Source organism: Enterobacter sp. 725m/11 (genome assembly GCF_011683705.1).
In the GTDB taxonomy this organism is placed as follows: domain Bacteria; phylum Pseudomonadota; class Gammaproteobacteria; order Enterobacterales; family Enterobacteriaceae; genus Enterobacter; species Enterobacter bugandensis.
In genome coordinates this window covers 94,435-116,945 of sequence record NZ_JAAQOK010000007.1, presented here as the reverse complement: position 1 = coordinate 116,945, position 22,511 = coordinate 94,435, and the positions used below count along the sequence as shown (strand labels likewise).

The 22,511-nt window shown below is 54.9% G+C and carries 20 protein-coding genes; 15 read left to right on the top strand and 5 right to left on the bottom strand.

Going from position 1 to position 22,511, the window contains the following annotated elements:
- Positions 1-248: 248 nt before the first annotated feature.
- Positions 249-1,724, bottom strand: coding sequence for a muropeptide MFS transporter AmpG (gene ampG / locus HBA26_RS04865; RefSeq protein ID WP_028012159.1), 1,476 nt, complete (start codon positions 1,722-1,724; stop codon positions 249-251).
- Positions 1,725-1,769: 45 nt separating this feature from the next.
- Entirely contained in the window at positions 1,770-2,348 is a 579-nt protein-coding gene (locus HBA26_RS04860; RefSeq protein ID WP_028012160.1) for a lipoprotein, read from the bottom strand.
- Between the two features lie 306 nt (positions 2,349-2,654).
- Here HBA26_RS04860 and bolA point away from each other — a divergent pair, with 306 nt between their 5' ends.
- The 11 genes from bolA (at position 2,655) to HBA26_RS04805 (ending at position 13,732) form a co-directional block, all read left to right on the top strand.
- Positions 2,655-2,972, top strand: a complete 318-nt coding sequence (bolA, locus tag HBA26_RS04855; RefSeq protein WP_003859051.1) for a transcriptional regulator BolA — start codon at positions 2,655-2,657, stop codon at positions 2,970-2,972.
- A 330-nt stretch (positions 2,973-3,302) separates the two neighbouring features.
- On the top strand, positions 3,303-4,601 hold the full coding sequence (gene tig, locus HBA26_RS04850) for a trigger factor (RefSeq protein ID WP_008503318.1): 1,299 nt from the start codon (positions 3,303-3,305) through the stop codon (positions 4,599-4,601).
- A 260-nt stretch (positions 4,602-4,861) separates the two neighbouring features.
- Positions 4,862-5,485, top strand: coding sequence for an ATP-dependent Clp endopeptidase proteolytic subunit ClpP (clpP, locus tag HBA26_RS04845; protein ID WP_010428105.1), 624 nt, complete (start codon positions 4,862-4,864; stop codon positions 5,483-5,485).
- 125 nt (positions 5,486-5,610) lie between these two features.
- Positions 5,611-6,885 (top strand): ATP-dependent protease ATP-binding subunit ClpX, encoded by a 1,275-nt coding sequence (gene clpX, locus HBA26_RS04840; protein WP_028012161.1) that lies wholly within the window; start codon positions 5,611-5,613, stop codon positions 6,883-6,885.
- Positions 6,886-7,068: 183 nt separating this feature from the next.
- The gene (gene lon, locus HBA26_RS04835; RefSeq protein ID WP_023334706.1) at positions 7,069-9,423 is read left to right on the top strand and encodes an endopeptidase La; all 2,355 of its coding nucleotides are present in this window, start codon (positions 7,069-7,071) and stop codon (positions 9,421-9,423) included.
- Between the two features lie 210 nt (positions 9,424-9,633).
- A complete protein-coding gene (gene hupB / locus HBA26_RS04830) occupies positions 9,634-9,906 on the top strand; it encodes a nucleoid-associated protein HU-beta (protein WP_002444653.1) in 273 nt (90 codons plus the stop codon).
- A 212-nt stretch (positions 9,907-10,118) separates the two neighbouring features.
- Positions 10,119-11,990, top strand: coding sequence for a peptidylprolyl isomerase (gene ppiD / locus HBA26_RS04825; RefSeq protein ID WP_126345106.1), 1,872 nt, complete (start codon positions 10,119-10,121; stop codon positions 11,988-11,990).
- A gap of 148 nt (positions 11,991-12,138) precedes the next feature.
- Positions 12,139-12,519 (top strand): helix-hairpin-helix domain-containing protein, encoded by a 381-nt coding sequence (locus tag HBA26_RS04820; RefSeq protein ID WP_126345104.1) that lies wholly within the window; start codon positions 12,139-12,141, stop codon positions 12,517-12,519.
- A gap of 97 nt (positions 12,520-12,616) precedes the next feature.
- The gene (locus HBA26_RS04815; protein WP_025756175.1) at positions 12,617-13,015 is read left to right on the top strand and encodes a YbgC/FadM family acyl-CoA thioesterase; all 399 of its coding nucleotides are present in this window, start codon (positions 12,617-12,619) and stop codon (positions 13,013-13,015) included.
- A gap of 47 nt (positions 13,016-13,062) precedes the next feature.
- Positions 13,063-13,416, top strand: coding sequence for a type II toxin-antitoxin system RelE/ParE family toxin (locus tag HBA26_RS04810; RefSeq protein WP_028012164.1), 354 nt, complete (start codon positions 13,063-13,065; stop codon positions 13,414-13,416).
- Positions 13,403-13,732: an addiction module antidote protein gene (locus HBA26_RS04805; RefSeq protein ID WP_028012165.1), complete on the top strand. Its 330-nt coding sequence runs from the start codon at positions 13,403-13,405 to the stop codon at positions 13,730-13,732. Before HBA26_RS04810 ends, HBA26_RS04805 begins: the two co-directional genes overlap by 14 nt.
- A 2-nt stretch (positions 13,733-13,734) precedes the next feature.
- Here the strand turns inward: HBA26_RS04805 and queC are convergent, their stop codons facing one another.
- Both queC and HBA26_RS04795 read right to left on the bottom strand, forming a co-directional pair.
- On the bottom strand, positions 13,735-14,430 hold the full coding sequence (queC, locus tag HBA26_RS04800) for a 7-cyano-7-deazaguanine synthase QueC (protein WP_008503311.1): 696 nt from the start codon (positions 14,428-14,430) through the stop codon (positions 13,735-13,737).
- 66 nt (positions 14,431-14,496) lie between these two features.
- Positions 14,497-16,197, bottom strand: a complete 1,701-nt coding sequence (locus tag HBA26_RS04795; RefSeq protein WP_047367610.1) for an SgrR family transcriptional regulator — start codon at positions 16,195-16,197, stop codon at positions 14,497-14,499.
- A gap of 101 nt (positions 16,198-16,298) precedes the next feature.
- Here HBA26_RS04795 and cof point away from each other — a divergent pair, with 101 nt between their 5' ends.
- Positions 16,299-17,120 carry an HMP-PP phosphatase gene (gene cof, locus HBA26_RS04790; protein WP_048961227.1) on the top strand — a complete coding sequence of 274 codons (822 nt, stop codon included), beginning with the start codon at positions 16,299-16,301 and terminating at the stop codon, positions 17,118-17,120.
- A gap of 39 nt (positions 17,121-17,159) precedes the next feature.
- Here cof and HBA26_RS04785 read toward each other — a convergent pair whose 3' ends face one another.
- Positions 17,160-18,206, bottom strand: coding sequence for a PLP-dependent cysteine synthase family protein (locus HBA26_RS04785; protein ID WP_049137517.1), 1,047 nt, complete (start codon positions 18,204-18,206; stop codon positions 17,160-17,162).
- A gap of 115 nt (positions 18,207-18,321) precedes the next feature.
- Here HBA26_RS04785 and HBA26_RS04780 point away from each other — a divergent pair, with 115 nt between their 5' ends.
- From HBA26_RS04780 to HBA26_RS04770, 3 genes are read left to right on the top strand one after another with little or no spacing between them, the layout of a single operon-like run.
- A complete protein-coding gene (locus tag HBA26_RS04780; RefSeq protein WP_008503307.1) occupies positions 18,322-18,780 on the top strand; it encodes an Lrp/AsnC family transcriptional regulator in 459 nt (152 codons plus the stop codon).
- 30 nt (positions 18,781-18,810) lie between these two features.
- A complete protein-coding gene (locus tag HBA26_RS04775; RefSeq protein WP_045259904.1) occupies positions 18,811-20,583 on the top strand; it encodes a SmdA family multidrug ABC transporter permease/ATP-binding protein in 1,773 nt (590 codons plus the stop codon).
- Positions 20,576-22,357 carry a SmdB family multidrug efflux ABC transporter permease/ATP-binding protein gene (locus HBA26_RS04770; RefSeq protein WP_126345103.1) on the top strand — a complete coding sequence of 594 codons (1,782 nt, stop codon included), beginning with the start codon at positions 20,576-20,578 and terminating at the stop codon, positions 22,355-22,357. Before HBA26_RS04775 ends, HBA26_RS04770 begins: the two co-directional genes overlap by 8 nt.
- The last annotated feature ends 154 nt before the right edge of the window (positions 22,358-22,511 follow it).

Here is a 22,511-nt window from a genome sequence, read left to right as displayed (position 1 = left end):
TATACCCATTGTTAAAAATATACAAAAAATTAACAATTAATTATCAATAAAAAGACATCTAAAAAACGAAAAATCAAACTTTCCAATGCTGAATCGTTTAATGAAAAATAGCGTTTTGGAATTGGCTCCAATAATTTCCAAATCCTATCCCGCACAAAACAACAAATATTTTTTTAGCGGCTGTTGGCTATTTCACCGTTATAATTTCGGTTAGTGATTACAACGGGAAATAACCTTTCACTTTTTCTTCAGGTCATCTGCGTTTTACGCAAGGCCATAAAATCGAGCAGACCGCCCGTCAGGATCCCGGCGATGGCCAGCAGGGCTCCAGCATCCAGCAGAAGGGCTTCGAGGGGGAGCGCCAGAGACGTACTGGCGTTAACGATAAGTACCACAAGCCATAGCGCCAGCGCGCCGCAGCCCGCCATTAGCAGACGTAACGCAAATCGGTAGGCGCGGTGATATTCAGTGCGCGGCATAAAGTGTTCGGTCCGCTGGGTATATTCCAGCGTCTGGCGACACACCAGCAATAATAAAATCCCCGGCACGGCAGCCGCGACCGAGAAGAGATAAAACGTTGGCCAGCCGTGGGCTTCTACAAACCAGCCGGCAATCGGACCTACGTACACGCGCCCAACGGCCGAGAGCGCCGAGAGCAGCGCAAACTGCGTGGCTGAAAACGATTTATTGCACAGGGTCATCAGCAGGGCGACAAACGCCGCCGTCCCCATGCCGCCACAGAGATTTTCAAAGAACACCGCCGCGGCCATGCTGAACATATGCTTGTCCGTCACCGACAGCAGCCAGTAGCCCGCGTTAGATGCGCCCTGCAGGATGCCGAAGATCAGCAGCGCGCGGAACAGCGTCAGGCGCTGCATCAATACCCCGCCGTAAAGCGCGCCGACGATGGTCGCAAACAGCCCCAGCGTTTTATTCACCACGCCCACTTCACCGGCATCAAAACCGACGCCGCGGATCAGGAAGGTGGTGGTCAGGCTCATGGCAAAGGCATCGCCCAGCTTATAAAGGACGATGAGCAGCAGGATCAGCCAGGCATTGTTGCGGCCAAAAAAGTCGCGCAGCGGTTCGGCCACGGCCTGCTCCAGCGAGCGGGGAACCGGAATGACGTCGCTCGGTTCGGGGGCAAATAGCGTAGCGATAATGCAGGGGATGAGCAGGGCAGCCATCAGCCAGTACATACCCTGCCAGCCGAGATAACGGTCGGCCAGCCACAACGCCAGCCCGCCGGAGACCAGCATCCCGAGGCGATAGCCCAGCACGCTGATCGCCGCACCGGCACCGCGCTCTTCCGCAGGTAACACGTCCGTCTTCCAGGCGTCGAACACGATATCCTGAGAGGCGGAACAGAAGGCTATCACCACCGCAAGCGCGGCCATCCAGCGGAGCTGTGTGGTCGGCTCAAGAAAGCCCATCGCCGCAATCGCCAGCAGCAGCAGGACCTGTGTCATCACTAACCAGCCGCGACGACGCCCCAGAAACGGCGGCGTATAGCGATCCATCACCGGCGACCACAGGAACTTAAAGACATACGCCTGACCGACAAGCGAGAAGAAACCAATGGTTTTGAGATCGATGTTCTCAACCGTCATCCACGCCTGAAGCGTGCCGGAGGTGAGCGCGAGGGGTAAACCGGAGGCAAAGCCGAGGATCAGCAGAATTGCTGATTTCGGTTGCTGGAAAATGCGTAAGTAGTGACTGGACATGTTCTTATGAACTGACCCGGTGAAGCACCGGGTCAGTGAGCAGGATTAACGTGCGTTCTGCTTGATAAAGTCGTGAATGCTGGTGTCCTGCGCCATATCGGCGATGGTGTCCGTCAGCACGCTGTTAACGGCGTTAGCAATATTCTTGTTAGAGGCCTGGAACGCGCCTTCAACAGAGTAGCTGGCGCGGTAGTTTTTGGTCATCTTGTTGCCGTTCTTCGCGGTGGCAATGATGGCGATATCCGCTTTGGTCGCAATGTTGTAGCGCACGTTGCCCTGAGAGACGTCTGCGTACAGGTTGTTGACGATAATCTGCAGATCAACCGCGCCGCTTGGGCCAATCATGTAGCCGCGAGCGGTCATTTGCTTCTCAAGCACTTCCTGCAGCAGGAAGCGCAGGTCGCGGGACGCGGTCAGCGTCACCTGCTGGTTGTCGCGGGTCACTTTTGCCAGCGCCTGGTCCTGACGCTGATCGGCACCGTTAATGCTCACGGTGACGCCCATCAGGCTTGGGTCCTGCTGAGGCAGGGTGATTTTTGGTGAGACATCAATAGTGGTAGGCGGAGTCGCACAGCCTGCCAGCATAAAAAGGGCTACCAACGGAAAGAAGAGTTTTTTAAACATTTTCAGGTTCTCAACGAATCGTAAGCATTAAAGAGAGAAAAATTGCCGCCATCATATCATCGACTACGGCCAGGGGAAGTGGTCAACGCATGTAAATTCATCGTCTTGTCTGAAAACTGACCAGCTCATCCTTTTTCTCCTCCCGCCAGAGACGACAGGTATGAGTCTCACAGTGAACTTCATGCATTTGAATGAGAAAATCAGACGAAAGCTAAATATTTGTTGTCAAGGTGTAATGGAAACGGTAAAAGCGGCTAACATTTAAAGGGATGGGTGACATCTTAGCGTTGTCGGAGGAGTAATTTCATGATGATACGTGAACAGATAGAAGAAAAATTAAGGGCAGCGTTCAACCCTGTGTTCCTCGAAGTCGTCGACGAAAGCTATCGTCATAACGTGCCGGCAGGTTCTGAAAGCCACTTTAAAGTGGTTCTGGTTAGCGATCGCTTCACGGGAGAACGTTTCCTGAACCGACATCGCCTGATCTACAGCACCTTGACGGAAGAACTCTCCACGACCGTGCATGCGCTGGCACTGCATACCTACACCATTAAGGAATGGGAAGGCTTGCAGGATACGGTTTTTGCGTCGCCGCCGTGTCGCGGTGCAGGCACCATCGCCTGATAAATCGGATTTGCAACGGCTGGAGCTTTTCCAGTATGTTGCTTACAGATTTCCTCAAAACGGCCTTCGGGCCGTTTTGTTTTGTCTGAGTTTTGAGCGGATGGTGCGATTTTAAGGCTAAAAATAGCCTTAAAGTGTGAAAAAAGCCGCAGCAACATGCTCCAACCGTTCTCGACTCACCTAAGTGATGCCGCTATAATGCCGCGTCTTATTGAATGTCTTCGGGATGATTCTGGCGACAGGGAATGTGAATCTGCACTAAGAGAGCATCCCGGTATAACAGACAGATTCAGAGTTGACCGAGCACTGTGATTTTTTTGAGGTAACAAGATGCAAGTTTCAGTTGAAACCACTCAAGGCCTTGGCCGCCGTGTAACGATTACTATCGCTGCTGACAGCATCGAAACTGCTGTGAAAAGCGAGCTGGTCAACGTAGCAAAAAAAGTACGTATTGACGGCTTCCGTAAGGGCAAAGTACCAATGAATGTTGTTGCTCAGCGTTATGGCGCTTCCGTGCGTCAGGATGTGCTGGGTGAACTGATGAGCCGCAACTTTATCGACGCGATCATCAAAGAAAAAATCAATCCAGCCGGCGCACCAAACTACGTGCCAGGCGAATACAAACTGGGCGAAGACTTCACCTACTCCGTAGAGTTCGAAGTGTACCCGGAAGTTGAGCTGAAAGGCCTGGAATCTATCGAAGTTGAAAAACCGATCGTTTCCGTGACTGACGAAGACGTTGACGGCATGCTGGACACCCTGCGTAAGCAGCAGGCGAACTGGAAAGAGAAAGAAGGCGCTGTTGACGCGGAAGACCGCGTAACCATCGACTTCACCGGTTCTGTAGACGGCGAAGAGTTCGAAGGCGGCAAAGCGTCTGACTTCGTACTGGCAATGGGCCAGGGTCGTATGATCCCAGGCTTCGAAGACGGCATCAAAGGCCACAAAGCGGGCGAAGAGTTCACCATCGACGTGACCTTCCCTGAAGAGTACCACGCTGAAAACCTGAAAGGTAAAGCAGCGAAGTTCGTCATCAACCTGAAGAAAGTTGAAGAGCGCGAACTGCCAGAACTGACTGAAGAGTTCATCAAGCGTTTCGGCGTGGAAGATGGTTCTGTTGCTGGCCTGCGTACCGAAGTGCGTAAGAACATGGAGCGCGAGCTGAACGGTGCTGTGCGTAACCGCGTGAAATCTCAGGCGATTGAAGGTCTGGTAAAAGCGAACGAAATCGACGTTCCTGCTGCCCTGATCGACAGCGAAATCGACGTACTGCGCCGTCAGGCTGCACAGCGCTTCGGTGGCAACCAGCAGCAAGCGATGGAACTGCCGCGCGAGCTGTTCGAAGAGCAAGCGAAGCGCCGCGTTGTTGTTGGCCTGCTGCTGGGCGAAGTGATTCGTACCCACGAGCTGAAAGCTGACGAAGAGCGTGTGAAGGGCCTGATCGAAGAGATGGCGTCTGCATACGAAGATCCATCAGAGGTGATCGAGTTCTACGGTAAGAACAAAGAGCTGATGGACAACATGCGCAACGTCGCACTGGAAGAGCAGGCTGTTGAAGCGGTACTGGCGAAAGCGAAAGTGACCGAAAAAGCGACCTCTTTCAACGAACTGATGAACCAGCAGGCGTAATTTCGCTCTAACGGTTTAAAGTTTGAACAAAAAACCCGTTGCCTTCCGGCGACGGGTTTTTTTTATCGCGGCATGGGTTCTGGAAGGGTGCTAAAACGCCCTTTCAGTGTTAGCGTTACAACAAAAGGTTGTTATGCTTGAAATAGGGCGTGGCGAACCCCATAAGTATGTAATCACGATGATTGAGACTGGCTGATAATCCGTCCATAAGGTTACAATCAGTACAGCAGGTGTTTTCAATTTTGAACCAGGAGACGGAAATGTCATACAGTGGCGAACGAGATAACTTTGCACCCCATATGGCGCTGGTGCCAATGGTTATTGAACAGACCTCACGCGGTGAGCGTTCTTTCGATATCTATTCCCGTCTGCTCAAGGAACGCGTTATCTTTCTGACCGGCCAGGTAGAAGACCATATGGCTAACCTGATCGTAGCGCAGATGCTGTTCCTGGAAGCGGAAAACCCGGAAAAAGACATTTACCTGTACATCAACTCGCCTGGCGGTGTGATTACGGCGGGCATGTCCATTTATGACACCATGCAGTTCATCAAGCCAGATGTCAGCACTATCTGTATGGGGCAGGCTGCATCCATGGGGGCCTTCCTGTTAACCGCAGGGGCGAAAGGTAAGCGTTTCTGCCTGCCTAACTCCCGCGTGATGATTCACCAGCCGCTGGGGGGTTACCAAGGGCAGGCGACGGATATCGAAATCCACGCCCGCGAAATTCTGAAAGTAAAAGCGCGCATGAATGAACTTATGGCGCAGCATACGGGTCAACCTCTCGAGCAGATCGAGCGCGATACCGAGCGCGATCGCTTCCTCTCTGCTCCAGAGGCAGTTGAGTACGGCTTAGTCGACTCCGTATTGACCCATCGTAATTGATGCCCGCGACGCGAGTGTGCCGCTATACTAAGGTAGGGCGGCACGCTGCTTAAAGCACACGCGTCTTAGAATGGCATTTGCGTCGTCATGTGCGGCACAAAGAACTTAAAAAGAGGTTTGGACTCATGACAGATAAACGCAAAGATGGTTCGGGCAAACTGCTGTACTGCTCTTTTTGCGGCAAAAGCCAGCATGAAGTGCGTAAACTGATTGCCGGGCCGTCCGTGTATATCTGCGACGAATGCGTCGATTTATGTAACGACATCATTCGCGAAGAGATTAAAGAAGTTGCGCCGCACCGTGAGCGTAGCGCATTGCCAACGCCGCATGAGATTCGTCATCACCTTGACGACTATGTCATCGGTCAGGAGCAGGCCAAGAAAGTGCTGGCGGTGGCGGTATATAACCACTACAAACGTCTGCGTAACGGCGACACCAGCAATGGCGTAGAACTGGGCAAAAGTAACATTCTGCTGATCGGGCCAACCGGCTCCGGTAAAACGCTGCTGGCGGAAACCCTGGCGCGCCTGCTGGATGTTCCGTTTACCATGGCGGATGCCACCACCCTGACCGAAGCCGGTTATGTGGGTGAAGACGTTGAGAACATCATTCAGAAGCTGCTGCAGAAGTGCGATTACGACGTTCAGAAAGCACAGCGCGGGATTGTTTATATTGATGAGATCGACAAGATCTCCCGTAAATCAGACAACCCGTCCATCACCCGTGACGTGTCGGGTGAAGGCGTGCAGCAGGCCCTGCTGAAGCTGATCGAAGGTACGGTTGCGGCCGTTCCGCCGCAGGGTGGACGCAAACATCCGCAGCAGGAGTTCCTGCAGGTCGATACCTCCAAGATCCTGTTCATTTGCGGCGGCGCGTTTGCTGGTCTGGATAAAGTCATTTCCCACCGTGTTGAAACCGGCTCCGGCATCGGTTTTGGCGCAACGGTGAAGGCGAAGTCCGAGAAAGCCAACGAAGGTGAACTGCTTTCGCAGGTTGAGCCTGAAGATCTGATCAAATTTGGTCTGATCCCTGAATTCATTGGCCGTCTGCCGGTTGTGGCAACGCTGAATGAGTTGAGCGAAGACGCGCTGATTCAGATCCTGAAAGAGCCGAAAAATGCGCTGACCAAGCAGTATCAGGCGCTGTTCAATCTGGAAGGCGTTGAACTGGAATTCCGTGACGAAGCGCTGGATGCGATTGCCAAGAAAGCGATGGCCCGTAAAACCGGTGCGCGTGGTTTGCGCTCTATCGTTGAAGCGGCATTGCTCGACACCATGTACGATCTGCCGTCGATGGAAGACGTCGAAAAAGTGGTTATCGACGAGTCCGTGATCGGCGGCCAATCCAAGCCGCTGCTGATTTACGGTAAACCGGAAGCCCAGCAGGCATCTGGCGAATAATTCACCAAATCATACAAGCAGTTAATCAAAAAGGGGGGATTTTATCTCCCCTTTACTTTTTCCGTATTCATAGCGTTGAATGTGTGGGAAACATCCCCATATACTGGATACATGTTAATGGTTATGTGAAGCACTGTGACATGACCAGCTTACCTGGCGGACACTAAACTAAGAGAGAGCTCTATGAATCCTGAGCGTTCTGAACGCATTGAAATCCCCGTATTGCCGTTGCGCGATGTGGTGGTTTATCCGCACATGGTCATACCCTTATTTGTAGGGCGGGAAAAATCTATCCGTTGCCTCGAAGCCGCCATGGATCATGATAAAAAAATCATGCTGGTGGCCCAGAAAGAAGCATCAACGGATGAGCCGGGTGTAAACGATCTTTTCACCGTCGGGACCGTGGCCTCTATTTTACAAATGCTGAAGCTGCCGGACGGCACCGTGAAGGTGCTGGTCGAAGGCTTACAGCGTGCGCGTATTACCACGCTGTCAGATGATGGCGAACACTTCTCTGCCAAGGCAGAGTACCTTGATTCGCCTGAACTTGATGAGCGCGAGCAGGAAGTGCTGGTACGTACCGCGATTAGCCAGTTCGAAGGCTATATCAAGCTGAACAAGAAAATCCCACCAGAAGTGCTGACGTCACTGAACAGCATCGACGATCCTGCGCGTCTGGCGGACACCATCGCTGCACACATGCCGCTGAAGCTGGCTGACAAACAGTCCGTGCTGGAGATGTCCGACGTTAACGAACGTCTGGAATATCTGATGGCGATGATGGAGTCTGAAATCGATCTGCTGCAGGTTGAGAAGCGCATTCGTAACCGCGTGAAAAAGCAGATGGAAAAATCTCAGCGTGAGTACTATCTGAATGAGCAAATGAAGGCCATTCAGAAAGAGCTGGGCGAGATGGACGACGCACCGGACGAAAACGAAGCGCTGAAGCGTAAAATCGACGCGGCGAAGATGCCGAAAGAGGCGAAAGAGAAAGCCGAAGCAGAACTGCAGAAGCTGAAAATGATGTCTCCGATGTCGGCTGAAGCAACCGTCGTGCGCGGCTACATTGAGTGGATGGTGCAGGTTCCGTGGAACGCCCGCAGTAAGGTCAAGAAAGACCTGCGTCAGGCCCAGGAGATCCTCGATACTGACCACTACGGCCTGGAACGCGTGAAAGACCGCATCCTTGAGTACCTCGCGGTACAAAGCCGAGTAAACAAAATTAAAGGCCCAATTCTGTGCCTGGTAGGACCGCCGGGGGTGGGTAAAACCTCTCTGGGCCAGTCCATCGCCAAAGCGACCGGACGTAAGTACATCCGTATGGCGCTGGGCGGCGTGCGTGATGAAGCGGAAATCCGCGGTCACCGCCGTACCTACATCGGTTCTATGCCGGGTAAACTGATCCAGAAAATGGCGAAAGTGGGCGTTAAAAACCCGCTGTTCCTGCTTGATGAGATCGACAAAATGTCGTCGGACATGCGCGGCGACCCGGCGTCTGCTCTGCTGGAAGTGCTTGATCCAGAACAGAACGTGGCGTTCAGCGATCACTACCTGGAAGTGGACTACGACCTCAGCGATGTAATGTTCGTGGCGACATCCAACTCCATGAACATACCGGCACCGCTGCTGGACCGTATGGAAGTGATCCGCCTCTCCGGTTATACCGAAGACGAAAAGCTGAACATTGCTAAACAGCACCTGCTGCCGAAGCAGATTGAGCGTAACGCGCTGAAAGCCAACGAGCTGACCGTCGAGGACAGCGCGATTATCGGCATCATTCGTTACTACACCCGTGAAGCGGGCGTGCGTAGCCTTGAGCGCGAAATATCTAAGCTGTGCCGTAAGGCGGTAAAACAGCTGCTGCTGGATAAGAGTCTGAAGCACATCGTGATTAACGGTGACAATCTGCATGCCTACCTGGGCGTTCAGCGCTTCGACTACGGCCGCGCGGATAACGAAAACCGCGTGGGTCAGGTGACCGGTCTGGCATGGACGGAAGTGGGCGGCGATCTGCTGACCATCGAAACCGCCTGTGTGCCGGGCAAAGGCAAGCTGACCTACACCGGCTCGCTGGGTGAAGTGATGCAGGAGTCCATCCAGGCAGCGCTGACCGTGGTGCGCGCGCGCGCGGAAAAACTGGGTATCAACCCGGATTTCTACGAAAAACGCGACATTCACGTTCACGTTCCTGAAGGGGCGACGCCGAAAGATGGCCCAAGCGCGGGTATTGCCATGTGTACCGCTCTGGTTTCCTGTCTGACGGGCAACCCGGTACGTGCCGATGTGGCAATGACTGGTGAAATTACGCTGCGCGGTCAGGTCCTGCCAATCGGCGGATTAAAAGAAAAACTGCTGGCGGCACACCGCGGTGGGATCAAAACCGTATTGATCCCTTACGAAAATAAACGCGATCTGGAAGAGATTCCGGACAACGTGATTGCCGATCTGCAGATCCATCCTGTTAAGCGAATTGAGGAAGTTCTCAGTCTCGCACTGCAGAATGAACCCTCCGGAATGCAGGTTGTAACTGCAAAATAGTGACCTCGCGCAAAGAGCGTCAATAAAAACAAGGCTGGTAAGTCATTTCGCACTTGCCAGCCTTTTTTTGTATAGCTAATTTAGATTGCTGATTAGGTCAGCCATCAACAACGGGTGTTGTAAGGTCATGGCAGGCCTGATATAACTGCTGCGCGGTCGCGTTGTGAAGGACTCAGGCGCGATATAAATTATAAAGAGAGGAAGAGAACAGTGAATAAATCTCAACTGATTGACAAAATTGCTGCTGGTGCTGATATTTCTAAAGCTGCAGCTGGACGTGCGTTAGATGCATTAATTGCTTCTGTTACTGAATCTCTGCAGGCTGGGGACGACGTTGCACTGGTAGGCTTCGGTACTTTTGCTGTTAAAGAGCGTGCTGCCCGTACTGGCCGCAACCCTCAGACCGGTAAAGAGATCACCATTGCTGCTGCTAAAGTGCCGGGTTTCCGTGCAGGTAAAGCGCTGAAAGACGCAGTAAACTGATTGCTTTCCCGTTTCAGGGAAGCCGGATAGTACAAGGGCGCATCGTTTGATGTGCCTTTTTTGTTTGTCCAGACCTGATTTGTGCGAGTTTATGCGAGTTGTGGGCTGACAATCGCCCCGTTTTCTTGTCACAATACGCCTTCACGCGCGACGGGCAGGATTTTCCGTCAGCGTCAGGTAACCAGTCACCTACAGCGGAGTGTTGTTACACCATGATGGACAGCTTACGCACGGCTGCTAACAGTCTCGTGCTCAAGATTATTTTCGGTATCATTATCGTGTCGTTCATATTGACCGGCGTGAGCAGTTACCTTATTGGCGGTGGCGCGAACTATGCCGCAAAAGTGAATGGCCAGGAAATCAGCCGTGGTCAGTTCGAGAATGCTTTTGCCGGTGAGCGTAACCGTATGCAGCAACAGCTGGGCGACCAATTCTCTGAACTGGCGGCGAATGAAGGGTACATGAAAACCCTGCGCCAACAGACACTGAACCGTCTTATCGACGAAGCGCTGCTGGATCAGTATGCCAAAAAGCTGGGCCTTGGCATCAGCGACGAACAGGTCAAAAAAGCGATCTTCGCCACTCAGGCATTCCAGTCTAACGGTAAATTCGACAACGCGCGTTACAACAGTATCGTTAACCAGATGGGCATGACGGCGGATCAGTACGCGCAGGCGCTGCGTAACCAGCTGACAACCCAGCAGCTCATTAACGCTGTCGTGGGTACCGATTTCATGCTTAAAGGTGAAACCGACGAACTGGCCGCGCTGGTGGCCCAGCAGCGCGTGGTCCGTGAAGCGACCATTGATGTGAACGCCCTGGCGGCGAAACAGCAGGTGAGCGACGCAGACGTTAATGCTTACTACGAGCAGAATAAAAACGCCTTTGTTTCTCCGGAGCAGTTCCGCGTCAGCTACATCAAGCTGGATGCAGCTGCGCTGCAGGAAAGCGCGTCTGATGCCGAGATCCAGTCTTACTACGACCAGCATCAGGATCAATTCACTCAGCCGCAGCGTAACCGCTACAGCGTGATTCAGACCAAAACTGAAGCAGATGCTAAGGCGGTACTGGATGAGCTGAACAAAGGCGCTGATTTCGCCACCCTTGCGAAAGCGAAATCCACCGACATTATCTCTGCGAAAAACGGCGGTGATATGGGCTGGCTGGAAGACGCAACCACGCCCGACGAGCTGAAAAATGCCGGCCTGAAAGAGAAAGGCCAGCTGTCTGGTGTGATTAAATCATCCGTTGGTTTCCTGGTCGTGCGTCTGGACGACATCACCCCGGCGAAAACCAAGCCGCTGGCTGAAGTTCGTGATGATATTGCCGCGAAAGTGAAACAGGAAAAAGCCCTGGATGCCTACTACGCGCTGCAGCAGAAGGTGAGCGATGCTGCCAGCAACGACAACGAATCTCTGGCAGGTGCAGAGCAGGCGGCGGGTGTAAAAGCGGTTGAGACCGGCTGGTTTGGTCGCGACAACCTGCCGGAAGAGCTGAACTTCAAACCGGTTTCTGATGCCATCTTTAACGGTGGTCTGGTGGGCGAGAACGGCACGCCGGGCAGCAACTCTGACATCATTACCGTTGACGGCGATCGCGCCTTTGTTCTGCGCGTCAGCGAGCACAAGCCAGAAGCGGTCAAACCGCTGGCGGAAGTGAAGGATCAGGTCGTCGCTCAGGTTAAGCACAACAAAGCAGAACAGCAGGCTAAACTGGACGCTGAGAAGATTCTGGCCGATCTGAAAGCGGGTAAACAGGACGCGCTTAAAGCGGCAGGTCTGAGCTTCGGTGAGGCGAAAACGCTGAGCCGTACCGGTCAGGACCCAATCAGTCAGGCCGCGTTTAGCCTGACGCTGCCGGCAAAAGACAAGCCAAGCTTCGGTACCACCACCGATATGCAGGGTAACGTTGTTCTGCTGGCGCTGGACGACGTGAAAGCCGGCACTCTGCCAGAAGCGCAGAAGAAGGCGATGATTCAGGGCATTACTCAGAACAATGCTCAGATTGCTTTCGAAGCCATGATGAGCAACCTGCGTAAAGACGCCAAAATCAAGCTGGGCGATGTCATGACTCAGCAGCAGTAATTACGTGTCTGCTCGCAGATTTTCGTAACGCTCTGCAAAAACTAAAGGCCGCTTTCGCGGCCTTTTCCATTTCTGCAATCTGCTGTTTGTGCCTGTTTTCACAGGCGGCTATCGTTGCGTGGCTGTCAACAAACAAGGAGATAACAGCATGAAATGTGGAATCAAAGCCCTGTTAATTACGCTGGCTATTGCCACCACCGGGATGAGCGCGGGCGCGCAGGCGGCGACGCCCGCCGCCAAACCACAGGCTACGCAGAGCAAGTCTGACGCGGCCGCGCCGGTACAAGGGCAGATCAAAGCGGCTGACGCCGGTAAAAATGCGGATGATGACGGTACGCGGGTCAGCATTAACTCGGCCTCGGCAGAGGATCTCGCCCGCGCAATGAATGGCGTGGGCCTGAAAAAAGCGCAGGCTATCGTCAGCTATCGTGAAGAGTACGGCCCATTCAAAACGGTCGACGATCTCAAACAGGTTCCGGGCATGGGCAGCGCGTTGGTTGAGCGCAACCTCTCACACCTGACACTGTAATAACGCAATTTCTTGCACTGCGGCAAAAGTTTGCCAGGATAAAGAGGTCATACCAGTTATGACCTCTGATCCTATAACAATGAAAGGCTATTGCGCTATGCAGACAAAAATCAAAGTACGCGGTTTCCATCTTGATGTTTATCAGCACGTCAATAACGCTCGCTATCTCGAGTTTCTTGAAGAAGCGCGCTGGGACGGGCTGGAAAACAGCGAAAGCTTTCAGTGGCTGACCGCGCACAACATCGCGTTCGTGGTCGTCAATATCAACATCAACTATCGCCGTCCGGCCGTGCTGGGCGATGTGCTCACCGTGACCAGCCAGGTACAACAGCTAAACGGCAAGAGCGGCGTGTTAAGCCAGGTGGTGACGCTCGATCCAGAAGGGCAGGTGGTGGCTGATGCACTGATCACCTTTGTCTGTATCGATCTGAAAACTCAGAAAGCGCTGCCGCTGGAAGGGGAGCTGCGGGAAAAGCTGGAGTTGATGATCGCGTAGGATTTTGTCTTTTATAAAAGACAAAAGGATTTTTCAGGGATAGAATAATGGACAGGGACTACGTTGTTGAACGTTACCGGACCCGTGACGGGAAAGTGCCGTTTGAGGAGTGGGTAGCCAGAATGAATCGAAGGGATCCGGATACGGTTTTCCGGATCCTTATGCGGATCAACCGCGCAATAAAACGTAATTTTGGCGATTACAGATACCTCAGGGAAGGTGTTTGGGAGATGCGAGTCGACAGTGGCCCCGGCTACAGAATCTATTTTGCAGTAAAGAATCGGCAGGTTTTATTGTTACTTATCGGTGGTGACAAAAAGAGCCAAAAAGCGGATATCAAACTGGCAATAGATTACTGGAAAGATCATCAAATTAAAGGACAATCGAATGAGCGCCACTGAACGAAAATATTCGAGTTCTGTTAGCCATCATGATGCTGTTGTGAAAATGCTACGAGAGAATCCTTCCTACGCTCAGCGTTATTTGCAAACAGCCCTGGAAGAAATCTATGAAGACCAGGGGATCCCTGCCTATCTCATTGCACTCCGCCAGGTTATCGAAGCACGCGGTGGCATCGGAGAAATTTCTGCTAAATCAGGCCTCTCTCGTCAGCAGCTATACCGAACCTTATCAGACAACGGCAACCCAACGCTGACAACGCTGATGAAAGTCACCCGTGCTGCCGGTGTGAAACTGTTCGACAGCACGGTTAAGTAGCCCTATTTAAGCCCGGTCTTTTTCTGCATCGCGGCCATCACGCCGGCTTTATCGGCAAGATAGTGGTTAAGCCCGTTAGCGCGCAGATTACAGGCGGCGCACTGGCCGCAACCGTCGCCTTTGATACCGTTATAGCAGGTGAGGGTTTCGCTGCGAACCAAATCCAGCTTGCCCCAGTAGTCGGCCAGCGCCCAGGTTTCGGCTTTATCCAGCCACATGAGCGGGGTTTCAAAGCGCGTCTCTTTCGCCATCCCCAGATTGACGGCGTGGTTGAGCGCTTTGACAAACTCATCGCGGCAGTCCGGGTATCCTGAGAAGTCGGTCTCGCATACGCCCGTAATTACCGCTTCGGCTTTTACCTGATAGGCATAAATCGCCGTCAGGGTCAGGAACAGAATATTACGCCCCGGCACAAACGTGTTCGGAATGCCGCTGGCATCGGGTTCGTAGTCCGGTACAGGAATACTGTCCCGGGTGAGGCTGCTGACGGCCAGTTCATTTAACAGCGTAACGTCCAGCACCTTGTGCGCGCGTGCCCCCAGTTTAAGGGCCAGTTCACGGGCAACGTCGATTTCAGCGCGGTGACGCTGGCCATAATCGAAAGTCACACAGTGAACTTCATCATACTGATGAAGGGCCTGAACCAGGCAGGTTGTAGAGTCTTGTCCTCCGCTGAACACGACGACGGCACGTTTCATAAATCATCTCGACTGTTACGGTAAAAACGTTATGTTACCGTCTGGCTACGGCGGCGACCAGCTTCTTCACGATTTGGGGGCGGGAAGCCAGGCTTCGGTAAAATCAAACCAGCCGCGGGTGTTGAGGCGTATGCCGTTGACTCCCGGCGGGGCGCTGATTTGATATTGATAGTTAAAAAGCGGCGTCAGCACCGCATTCTCCATCAGGCGGTTGAAAATGGCTTGCAGACCGGCGTGTCGGTCCCGAGCTTCGGCCTGAGACTGCACCGCATCCAGCGTGGCTTGCAGATGGGCGTAGGCCGGTGCGCTTAACACGTGCGGCCACAGGGCATCGCAGCGCAGCCACTGCTCAAGCGTATACGCTGGCGCTTCGCCTATCAGCCTGTCCCCCATCATGATGTCTGCATCGGCAAGCTGCTGGCATCCGTCCCACGTCTTGGCGTCGTGGAAGATGACGGTCAGGTCACAACCCTGTCGCGCCAGGTACGCCTTTAACTGGCTGGCCATGGTGTGAAGCTCAACGGGAAGATGGTAAACCAGCGTCAGCGCCTCAGGCAGGGCAACTTCCGTTAAGTCAGGCCATTCGGGGATTGTCCAGCCGGGAAGCAGTTCCCCGGTGGGCGTAATGAGTCCTTCGTTGAGCGGAAGCGTGTGCAGAAGCCTGGAGAGATGGATGATATTGATAAGCCGCTTCGCCTGGATCTCACTCACACGCGCGCTCTGTTTCAGCGTGAGGTAACAGAAGCCCAGGCTGGTGCTGCTGCTGACCAGCCTCAGGGTTTCAAGCTCATCGGCCTCGCCAATCGCGATTTGCACCGGGTGACGACAGCTGGTGCCCAGCCTGTAATCAAACAGCTGGGGAGTGATCCAGTATTCGATGGCTTTGAGCAGAGGATGGCTCAGGTGGTATTGCTCATGGCTTTCCAGACGAACCAGGTCGGGCTCAAAGGCGGCCAGCCGGAAGGGGCCGCAGCCAAGTTCAGGGTAGTCGGGATGCGCCAGACGGCTGCAGTAGGTTGCCAGCCTGTGCGCCAGCCAATAGTCCGGTTGATGCAGCACAAATGTCAGACACTGTGGATGCGTTGTTTCGATACGTAAAACGCTCCTGAACAGGGTGCGCAGGGCGGGAAGCGTCAACAGTGCCGTCAGGCTTCGCTGGAGCTGCGCCGTTTCTATTTTATCGCCGTTATGCCAGTGCAGGGTGGAGCGAATGTAGAAATGCCAGCGCAGCCCGTCAGCAGAGACCTCCCAGTGATGCGCGAGATCGCCCGTGGGTTCACTGCTGTTACCGTTAAAACGCGTCAAGCCAGAAAATACCTGTCCCGCCAGATGCTGCTCCGCCCGGCCAGGCAAAAAGCCCGGCTGAAGCGGCTCCAGCGAGCGATAGTAGGGGATGCGCAGCGTCGGCGTGTCGTTTTGCCACTGCCCGCCTAAAAATGGATGCAACAACGATCTCAGCGCTTCAGGAGCAAGCTGGGCCAGCTCCAGCGCGTTATGCTGCTGCCCGCTCTTCAGCGCCTCTTCCATCATCGCATTGCGCAGTGACTCCGGGCTGGCATGGAACGTCAGCTCACCGCGCTTGCCGCGACCAGACCGCGCGTGCCAGCTGAGCCAGCCCGCCTCCTGAGCCTGACGCAGCAGGGTGCGGACATGTCGCTCGCTACAAAAACAGCGGCTGGCAAGCTCACTTATGGTGACCTGCTGTGGAGCGCCAGCGGAAGGTTGCCACAGGCGTTGATACTGGTTAAGACGGTTAAGCTGGCGCATAAGAAACCCGGAACAATAATTTTCATCTATTCACTATTACTTCCGTATATATCACACGATACTGATGCACAAGTTAATCGCATCACATTTCAGGAGTAATCATGGCCCGCCTCGCTGCATTTGATATGGACGGTACGTTGTTAATGCCGGATCACCGTCTGGGGGAGAAAACGCTGAGTACCCTGAAGCGTCTGCGCGAGCGTGATGTCACCCTGACGTTTGCCACTGGCCGCCACGTGCTGGAGATGCGTCATCTGCTGGGCACGTTTTCCCTGGATGCGTTTTTAATCACGGGTAACGGAACGCGCATTCACACCATTGAAGGAGAGGTGCTGCACCGCCAGGATCTCAACCCGGAAGTGGCGGATATTGTTCTGCACAGCACGTGGGACACGCAGGCCAGTATCCACGTATTCAACGATCAAGGCTGGTTTACCGGAAGCGAAATCCCCGAATTGTTGCACGCGCATGTTTATAGCGGCTTCAAATACCAGCTTATGGATCTGCGCCGGATCCCCGCCCACGCGGTGACCAAGATTTGCTTCTGTGGCGATCACGACGATCTTTGCCGCTTACGCATTCAGTTAAATGAGGCGCTGGGCGACCGGGCGCACCTGACCTTCTCGGCGGTTGATTGTCTTGAAGTCCTGCCGGTGGGCTGTAACAAAGGTTCAGCCCTGGCGGTGCTCAGCGACCACCTGGGCTTAACGCTGCAGGAGTGTATGGCGTTTGGCGACGCCATGAATGACCGCGAAATGCTGGGCAGCGTTGGGCGCGGCCTGATTATGGGGAATGCGATGCCGCAGCTGATCGCAGAGCTTCCTCATCTGCCGGTTATCGGACACTGCGGCAACGAAGCGGTGTCCCATTTTTTGACGCATTGGCTGGACAACAACAACCTCCCATATTCCCCCGAATTGTGAGACCCTTCCAGCAAGCCAGACTTCGGTCTGGCTTTTTTTTTATTTCAGCAGCTGCGCAATTTGCGCTTTCCACGGGGTGATGTCGCCGATGTTGGCCTGTACCCACTCCGCATTGTAGTAGGTCTCAAGGTAGCGCTCGCCGCTGTCGCACAGCAGCGTGACGATTGAGCCGGTACGCCCTTCCTCGCGCATGCGTGCCGCAAGCTGCAGTGCGCCCCACATGTTGGTGCCCGTTGATGCGCCCACCTTGCGGCCAAGCTGCGTTTCCAGCCAGTGCGCGGTGGCGACGCTGGCGGCGTCCGGCACGCGGAGCATTTCGTCGACAACGTCAGGAATGAACGACGGTTCCACGCGCGGGCGGCCAATTCCTTCAATTTTACTGCCCACCGGACTGCGCAGGCCGGCATCGCGGCTTTGCCAGTAGTCGAGGAACACGGAGTTCTGGGGGTCAACTACCATCAGCTGGGTATCGTAGCCCTGACAGCGAATGTATCGTCCGATAGTGGCTGACGTGCCGCCCGTACCGGCGCTCATCACAATGTACGACGGAACCGGATGCGGCTCGTGGGTCATCTGGCGGAAAATACTGTCGGCAATGTTGTTATTGCCGCGCCAGTCCGTTGCGCGCTCGGCAAAGGTGAACTGGTCCATATAGTGGCCGTTTAGCTCGCGGGCGAGCATTTCAGAGGCGGCATAGATTTCGCAGGCGCTTTCCACAAAATGACAGCGTCCGCCATAAAATTCGATCTGCTCGATTTTTCGTTTTGCGGTGCAGGAGGGCATCACGGCGATAAACGGCAGGCCCAGCAGACGAGCGAAATAGGCTTCAGACACCGCCGTTGAACCGGATGAGGATTCAATAATGGTCGTGCCTTCTTTGATCCAGCCGTTGCACAAACCGTATAAAAACAGAGAGCGCGCCAGGCGATGCTTCAGGCTACCGGTAGGATGGGTGCTTTCATCCTTCAGGTAGAGCTGAATACCGTCAAATCCCGGCAGGGGGAGGCGAATCAGGTGGGTATCCGCCGAGCGCTGGTAGTCGGCATTGATTTCGCTGATGGCATGTTTAACCCAGGTGCTATTCATCGTAGTTATCCGTTTGTCATTTTGTGCCCAGCATAGCGAAAAGCACAGAAAAAATTGTTGCTATCTGGCCTTTAAAATAGAATGAAGGGAGAAAAATTTTCTCTATGAGGTGGGTATGCTAGATAAAATTGACCGCAAGCTCCTTTCATTGCTGCAAAGTGACTGTACCCTCTCTTTGCAGGCGCTGGCAGATGCCGTTAATCTGACCACCACACCGTGCTGGAAGCGCCTAAAAAAGCTGGAAGATGACGGCATTCTTCTGGGGCGCGTCGCATTACTCGATCCCGAAAAACTGGGGCTTGGGCTGACGGCATTTGTGCTGATAAAAACCCAACACCACAGCAGCGAGTGGTATTGCCGCTTCGTCACTCAGGTGTCTGAGATGCCCGAGGTGCTCGGCTTCTGGCGTATGGCCGGCGAGTACGACTACCTGATGCGCGTCCAGGTGGCTGACATGAAGCGCTATGATGATTTCTACAAGCGGCTGGTGAACAGCGTCCCGGGCTTGTCGGACGTCACCTCAAGCTTCGCCATGGAACAGATTAAGTACACCACAGCCTTACCTATTGAATAACTTCGTAAAATACCTTCAGGAACAAACCGCGTGCGATTATTTGCCCAATTAAGCTGGTACTTTCGTCGGGAGTGGCAACGCTACCTCGGTGCAGTCGCCCTGCTTATTATCATTGCCATTTTGCAGCTGATCCCGCCGAAGGTGGTGGGCTACGTCGTGGATGGCGTCACTGAACAGCATTACACCACCGCACGGGTGTTGATGTGGGTCGGCACGCTGGTGCTGACGGCGGTCATTGTTTATCTCCTGCGCTACGTCTGGCGCGTGCTGCTGTTTGGTGCGTCCTATCAGCTGGCCGTTGAGCTGCGTGAAGATTTTTACCGCCAGCTGAGCCGACAGCATCCCGAATTTTATCTGCGTCATCGCACCGGGGATCTCATTGCCCGCGCGACGAACGACGTCGATCGCGTGGTCTTTGCCGCCGGGGAAGGGGTGCTGACGCTGGTGGACTCGCTGGTGATGGGCTGTGCGGTGCTGATCGTCATGTCCACGCAGATCAGCTGGCAATTAACCCTGCTCGCCCTGCTGCCGATGCCGATCATGGCGCTGGCGATCAATCGCTACGGCGAACAGCTGCACGAGCGCTTCAAGCTGGCGCAGGCGGCGTTTTCTTCTTTGAACGATCGCACCCAGGAGAGCATGACCAGCATCCGCATGATCAAAGCGTTTGGCCTGGAAGATCGGCAGTCCGCGCTGTTTGCGGCCGATGCGGCAGATACGGGGGCGAAAAACATGCGCGTCGCGCGTATTGATGCGCGATTTGATCCAACGATTTATGTCGCAATCGGCATGGCAAACCTGCTTGCGATTGGCGGCGGGAGCTGGATGGTGGTGCAGGGCACATTGACCCTGGGGCAATTGACCAGCTTTGCGATGTATCTGGGGCTGATGATCTGGCCGATGCTGGCGCTGGCCTGGATGTTTAATATCGTAGAGCGCGGCAGCGCCGCCTACAGCCGCATCCGCGCCATGCTGGCCGAAGCGCCGGTGGTCAATGACGGCAGCGAAGCGGTGCCGGAAGGGCGCGGCGTTATGAACGTCGACGTTCGCAAATTTGTCTATCCGCAAACGGAACATCCGGTGCTGGAGAACGTTAGCTTTACGCTGCGGCCGGGCCAGATGCTGGGCATCTGCGGCCCGACGGGGTCCGGAAAAAGTACCGTGCTCTCTCTGCTTCAGCGCCACTTTGACGTCACCGAGGGGGATATCCGTTTCCATGATATCCCCCTGGCGAACCTGCTGCTGGACGAGTGGCGTGGCCGTCTGGCGGTAGTCAGCCAGACGCCGTTTTTATTTTCGGACACCGTGGCGAATAACATTGCGCTTGGTCACCCGTCGGCGACGCAGGAAGAGATCGAACACGTGGCGCGCTTAGCCAGCGTACATGACGATATTTTGCGTCTGCCGCAGGGCTACGAAACAGAAGTCGGGGAACGTGGCGTCATGCTGTCCGGCGGGCAGAAACAGCGAATCTCGATTGCCCGCGCGCTGCTGCTGAATGCTGAAATCCTCATTCTGGATGATGCGCTCTCCGCCGTGGATGGTCGTACCGAGCATCAGATTCTGCATAACCTGCGCCAGTGGGGCGACGGACGCACGGTGATTATCAGCGCCCACCGTTTGTCAGCGCTCACCGAGGCCAGCGAAATTCTGGTCTTACAGCACGGACACATTGCCCAGCGCGGGCAGCATGAAACGCTTGCCGAGCAGCCGGGCTGGTATCGCGATATGTACCGCTATCAACAGCTTGAGGCGGCGCTGGACGATGCGCCGGAACAGGATCAGGAGGCCACCAATGCGTAAGCTCGGAACGATGTGGCCGACGCTCAAACGTCTGCTGGCCTACGGCTCGCCGTGGCGCAAACCGCTCTCCGTGGCCGTGCTTTTACTCTGGGTAGCGGCGATTGCTGAGGTAAGCGGACCGCTGCTCATCAGCTACTTCATCGACAATATGGTCGCCAAAAGCTACCTGCCGCTGAGGCTGGTGGCGGGCTTAGGCGTGGCCTACGTTGGGTTGCAGCTGGCGGCGGCAGGGCTGCACTATGCGCAGTCGCTGCTGTTTAACCGTGCCGCCGTGGGTGTGGTTCAGCAGCTGCGCACGGATGTAATGGACGCGGCGCTTCGCCAGCCGCTCAGCGAGTTTGATATCCAGCCGGTCGGGCAGGTGATTTCGCGCGTGACCAACGATACCGAAGTGATCCGCGACCTGTACGTCACCGTGGTCGCGACGGTGTTACGCAGTGCGGCGCTGATCGGCGCGATGCTGGTGGCGATGTTCAGCCTCGACTGGCGCATGGCGCTGGTGGCGATTACCATCTTCCCGGCGGTGCTGATCGTGATGATCATCTACCAGCGCTACAGCACGCCAATCGTGCGTCGGGTGCGCGCCTATCTGGCCGACATTAACGATGGCTTCAACGAAGTGATTAACGGCATGAGCGTCATCCAGCAGTTCCGCCAGCAGGCGCGCTTTGGCGAGCGGATGGGCGAAGCCAGCCGATCGCACTATATGGCGCGTATGCAGACGCTGCGCCTCGACGGCTTCCTGCTGCGTCCGCTGCTCAGCCTTTTCTCTGCGCTGGTGCTTTGCGGTTTACTGATGCTCTTTGGCCTGAGCTCAAGCGGTACGATTGAAGTGGGCGTGCTGTACGCTTTTATTAGCTATCTGGGGCGCCTTAACGAGCCGCTGATCGAGCTCACGACCCAGCAATCGATGCTGCAGCAGGCGGTCGTCGCCGGCGAGCGCGTGTTTGAGCTGATGGACAGACCGCGCCAGGCCTACGGTCATGACGAGCGACCTCTGCAAAGCGGCGCCATTGCCTTTGATAACGTCTCGTTTGCCTATCGCGATGACCGGCTGGTGTTGCAGGACATTACGCTGGATGTTCCGTCGCGCGGTTTCGTGGCGCTGGTGGGACATACGGGCAGCGGCAAGAGCACGCTCGCCAGCCTGTTGATGGGCTACTACCCGGTCACGCAAGGCGAAATCCGCCTCGACGGACGCCCGCTCGCGTCTCTCAGCCACAACGTGTTGCGTAAAGGCGTCGCGATGGTGCAGCAGGATCCGGTCGTCCTGGCCGATACCTTCTACGCCAACGTGACCCTGGGGCGAGACTACTCTCAGGAGCAGGTATGGGAGGTGCTGGAAAAAGTGCAGCTGGCAGACCTGGCGCGCGGGTTTAGCGACGGGATTAATACCCGGCTGGGCGAGCAGGGAAACAACCTCTCCGTTGGGCAAAAGCAGCTTCTTGCGCTGGCGCGGGTGCTGATTGAAACCCCGCAGGTGCTGATTCTGGATGAAGCGACGGCCAGCATTGACTCCGGCACCGAGCAGGCCATCCAGCAGGCGCTGACTGCGGTACGCGACCATACTACGCTGGTGGTGATTGCCCATCGCCTTTCCACCATTGTCGATGCCGATACCATTCTGGTGCTGCATCGCGGACAAGCCGTGGAGCGCGGGACGCACCGTGAACTGCTGGAAGCCAAAGGGCGCTACTGGCAGATGTATCAGCTTCAGCTGGCGGGCGAAGAACTGGCCGCCAGCGTGCGCGAGGAAGAGTCGCTCAGCGCCTGATGCACCAAAACAAAGCAACGCGCTAACAGTCATTCCTGTTGGTGCAATACTGAAACGCACCGTGCACCGACATGGTGCGTTTTTTTTCGCCGGTTCATTAAGGAAGACGGCATAACGCTCGTCGCACCGCTTTTCTCCCTCCATTTCATTTCTG

Bases quoted from the DNA above. Each gene is read 5' to 3' on its own strand.
- ampG (WP_028012159.1), bottom strand. From the start codon at position 1,724: ATGTCCAGTCACTACTTACGCATTTTCCAGCAACCGAAATCAGCAATT.
- HBA26_RS04860 (WP_028012160.1), bottom strand. From the start codon at position 2,348: ATGTTTAAAAAACTCTTCTTTCCGTTGGTAGCCCTTTTTATGCTGGCA.
- bolA (WP_003859051.1), top strand. From the start codon at position 2,655: ATGATGATACGTGAACAGATAGAAGAAAAATTAAGGGCAGCGTTCAAC.
- tig (WP_008503318.1), top strand. From the start codon at position 3,303: ATGCAAGTTTCAGTTGAAACCACTCAAGGCCTTGGCCGCCGTGTAACG.
- clpP (WP_010428105.1), top strand. From the start codon at position 4,862: ATGTCATACAGTGGCGAACGAGATAACTTTGCACCCCATATGGCGCTG.
- clpX (WP_028012161.1), top strand. From the start codon at position 5,611: ATGACAGATAAACGCAAAGATGGTTCGGGCAAACTGCTGTACTGCTCT.
- lon (WP_023334706.1), top strand. From the start codon at position 7,069: ATGAATCCTGAGCGTTCTGAACGCATTGAAATCCCCGTATTGCCGTTG.
- ppiD (WP_126345106.1), top strand. From the start codon at position 10,119: ATGATGGACAGCTTACGCACGGCTGCTAACAGTCTCGTGCTCAAGATT.
- HBA26_RS04820 (WP_126345104.1), top strand. From the start codon at position 12,139: ATGAAATGTGGAATCAAAGCCCTGTTAATTACGCTGGCTATTGCCACC.
- HBA26_RS04815 (WP_025756175.1), top strand. From the start codon at position 12,617: ATGCAGACAAAAATCAAAGTACGCGGTTTCCATCTTGATGTTTATCAG.
- HBA26_RS04810 (WP_028012164.1), top strand. From the start codon at position 13,063: ATGGACAGGGACTACGTTGTTGAACGTTACCGGACCCGTGACGGGAAA.
- HBA26_RS04805 (WP_028012165.1), top strand. From the start codon at position 13,403: ATGAGCGCCACTGAACGAAAATATTCGAGTTCTGTTAGCCATCATGAT.
- queC (WP_008503311.1), bottom strand. From the start codon at position 14,430: ATGAAACGTGCCGTCGTCGTGTTCAGCGGAGGACAAGACTCTACAACC.
- HBA26_RS04795 (WP_047367610.1), bottom strand. From the start codon at position 16,197: ATGCGCCAGCTTAACCGTCTTAACCAGTATCAACGCCTGTGGCAACCT.
- cof (WP_048961227.1), top strand. From the start codon at position 16,299: ATGGCCCGCCTCGCTGCATTTGATATGGACGGTACGTTGTTAATGCCG.
- HBA26_RS04785 (WP_049137517.1), bottom strand. From the start codon at position 18,206: ATGAATAGCACCTGGGTTAAACATGCCATCAGCGAAATCAATGCCGAC.
- HBA26_RS04780 (WP_008503307.1), top strand. From the start codon at position 18,322: ATGCTAGATAAAATTGACCGCAAGCTCCTTTCATTGCTGCAAAGTGAC.
- HBA26_RS04770 (WP_126345103.1), top strand. From the start codon at position 20,576: ATGCGTAAGCTCGGAACGATGTGGCCGACGCTCAAACGTCTGCTGGCC.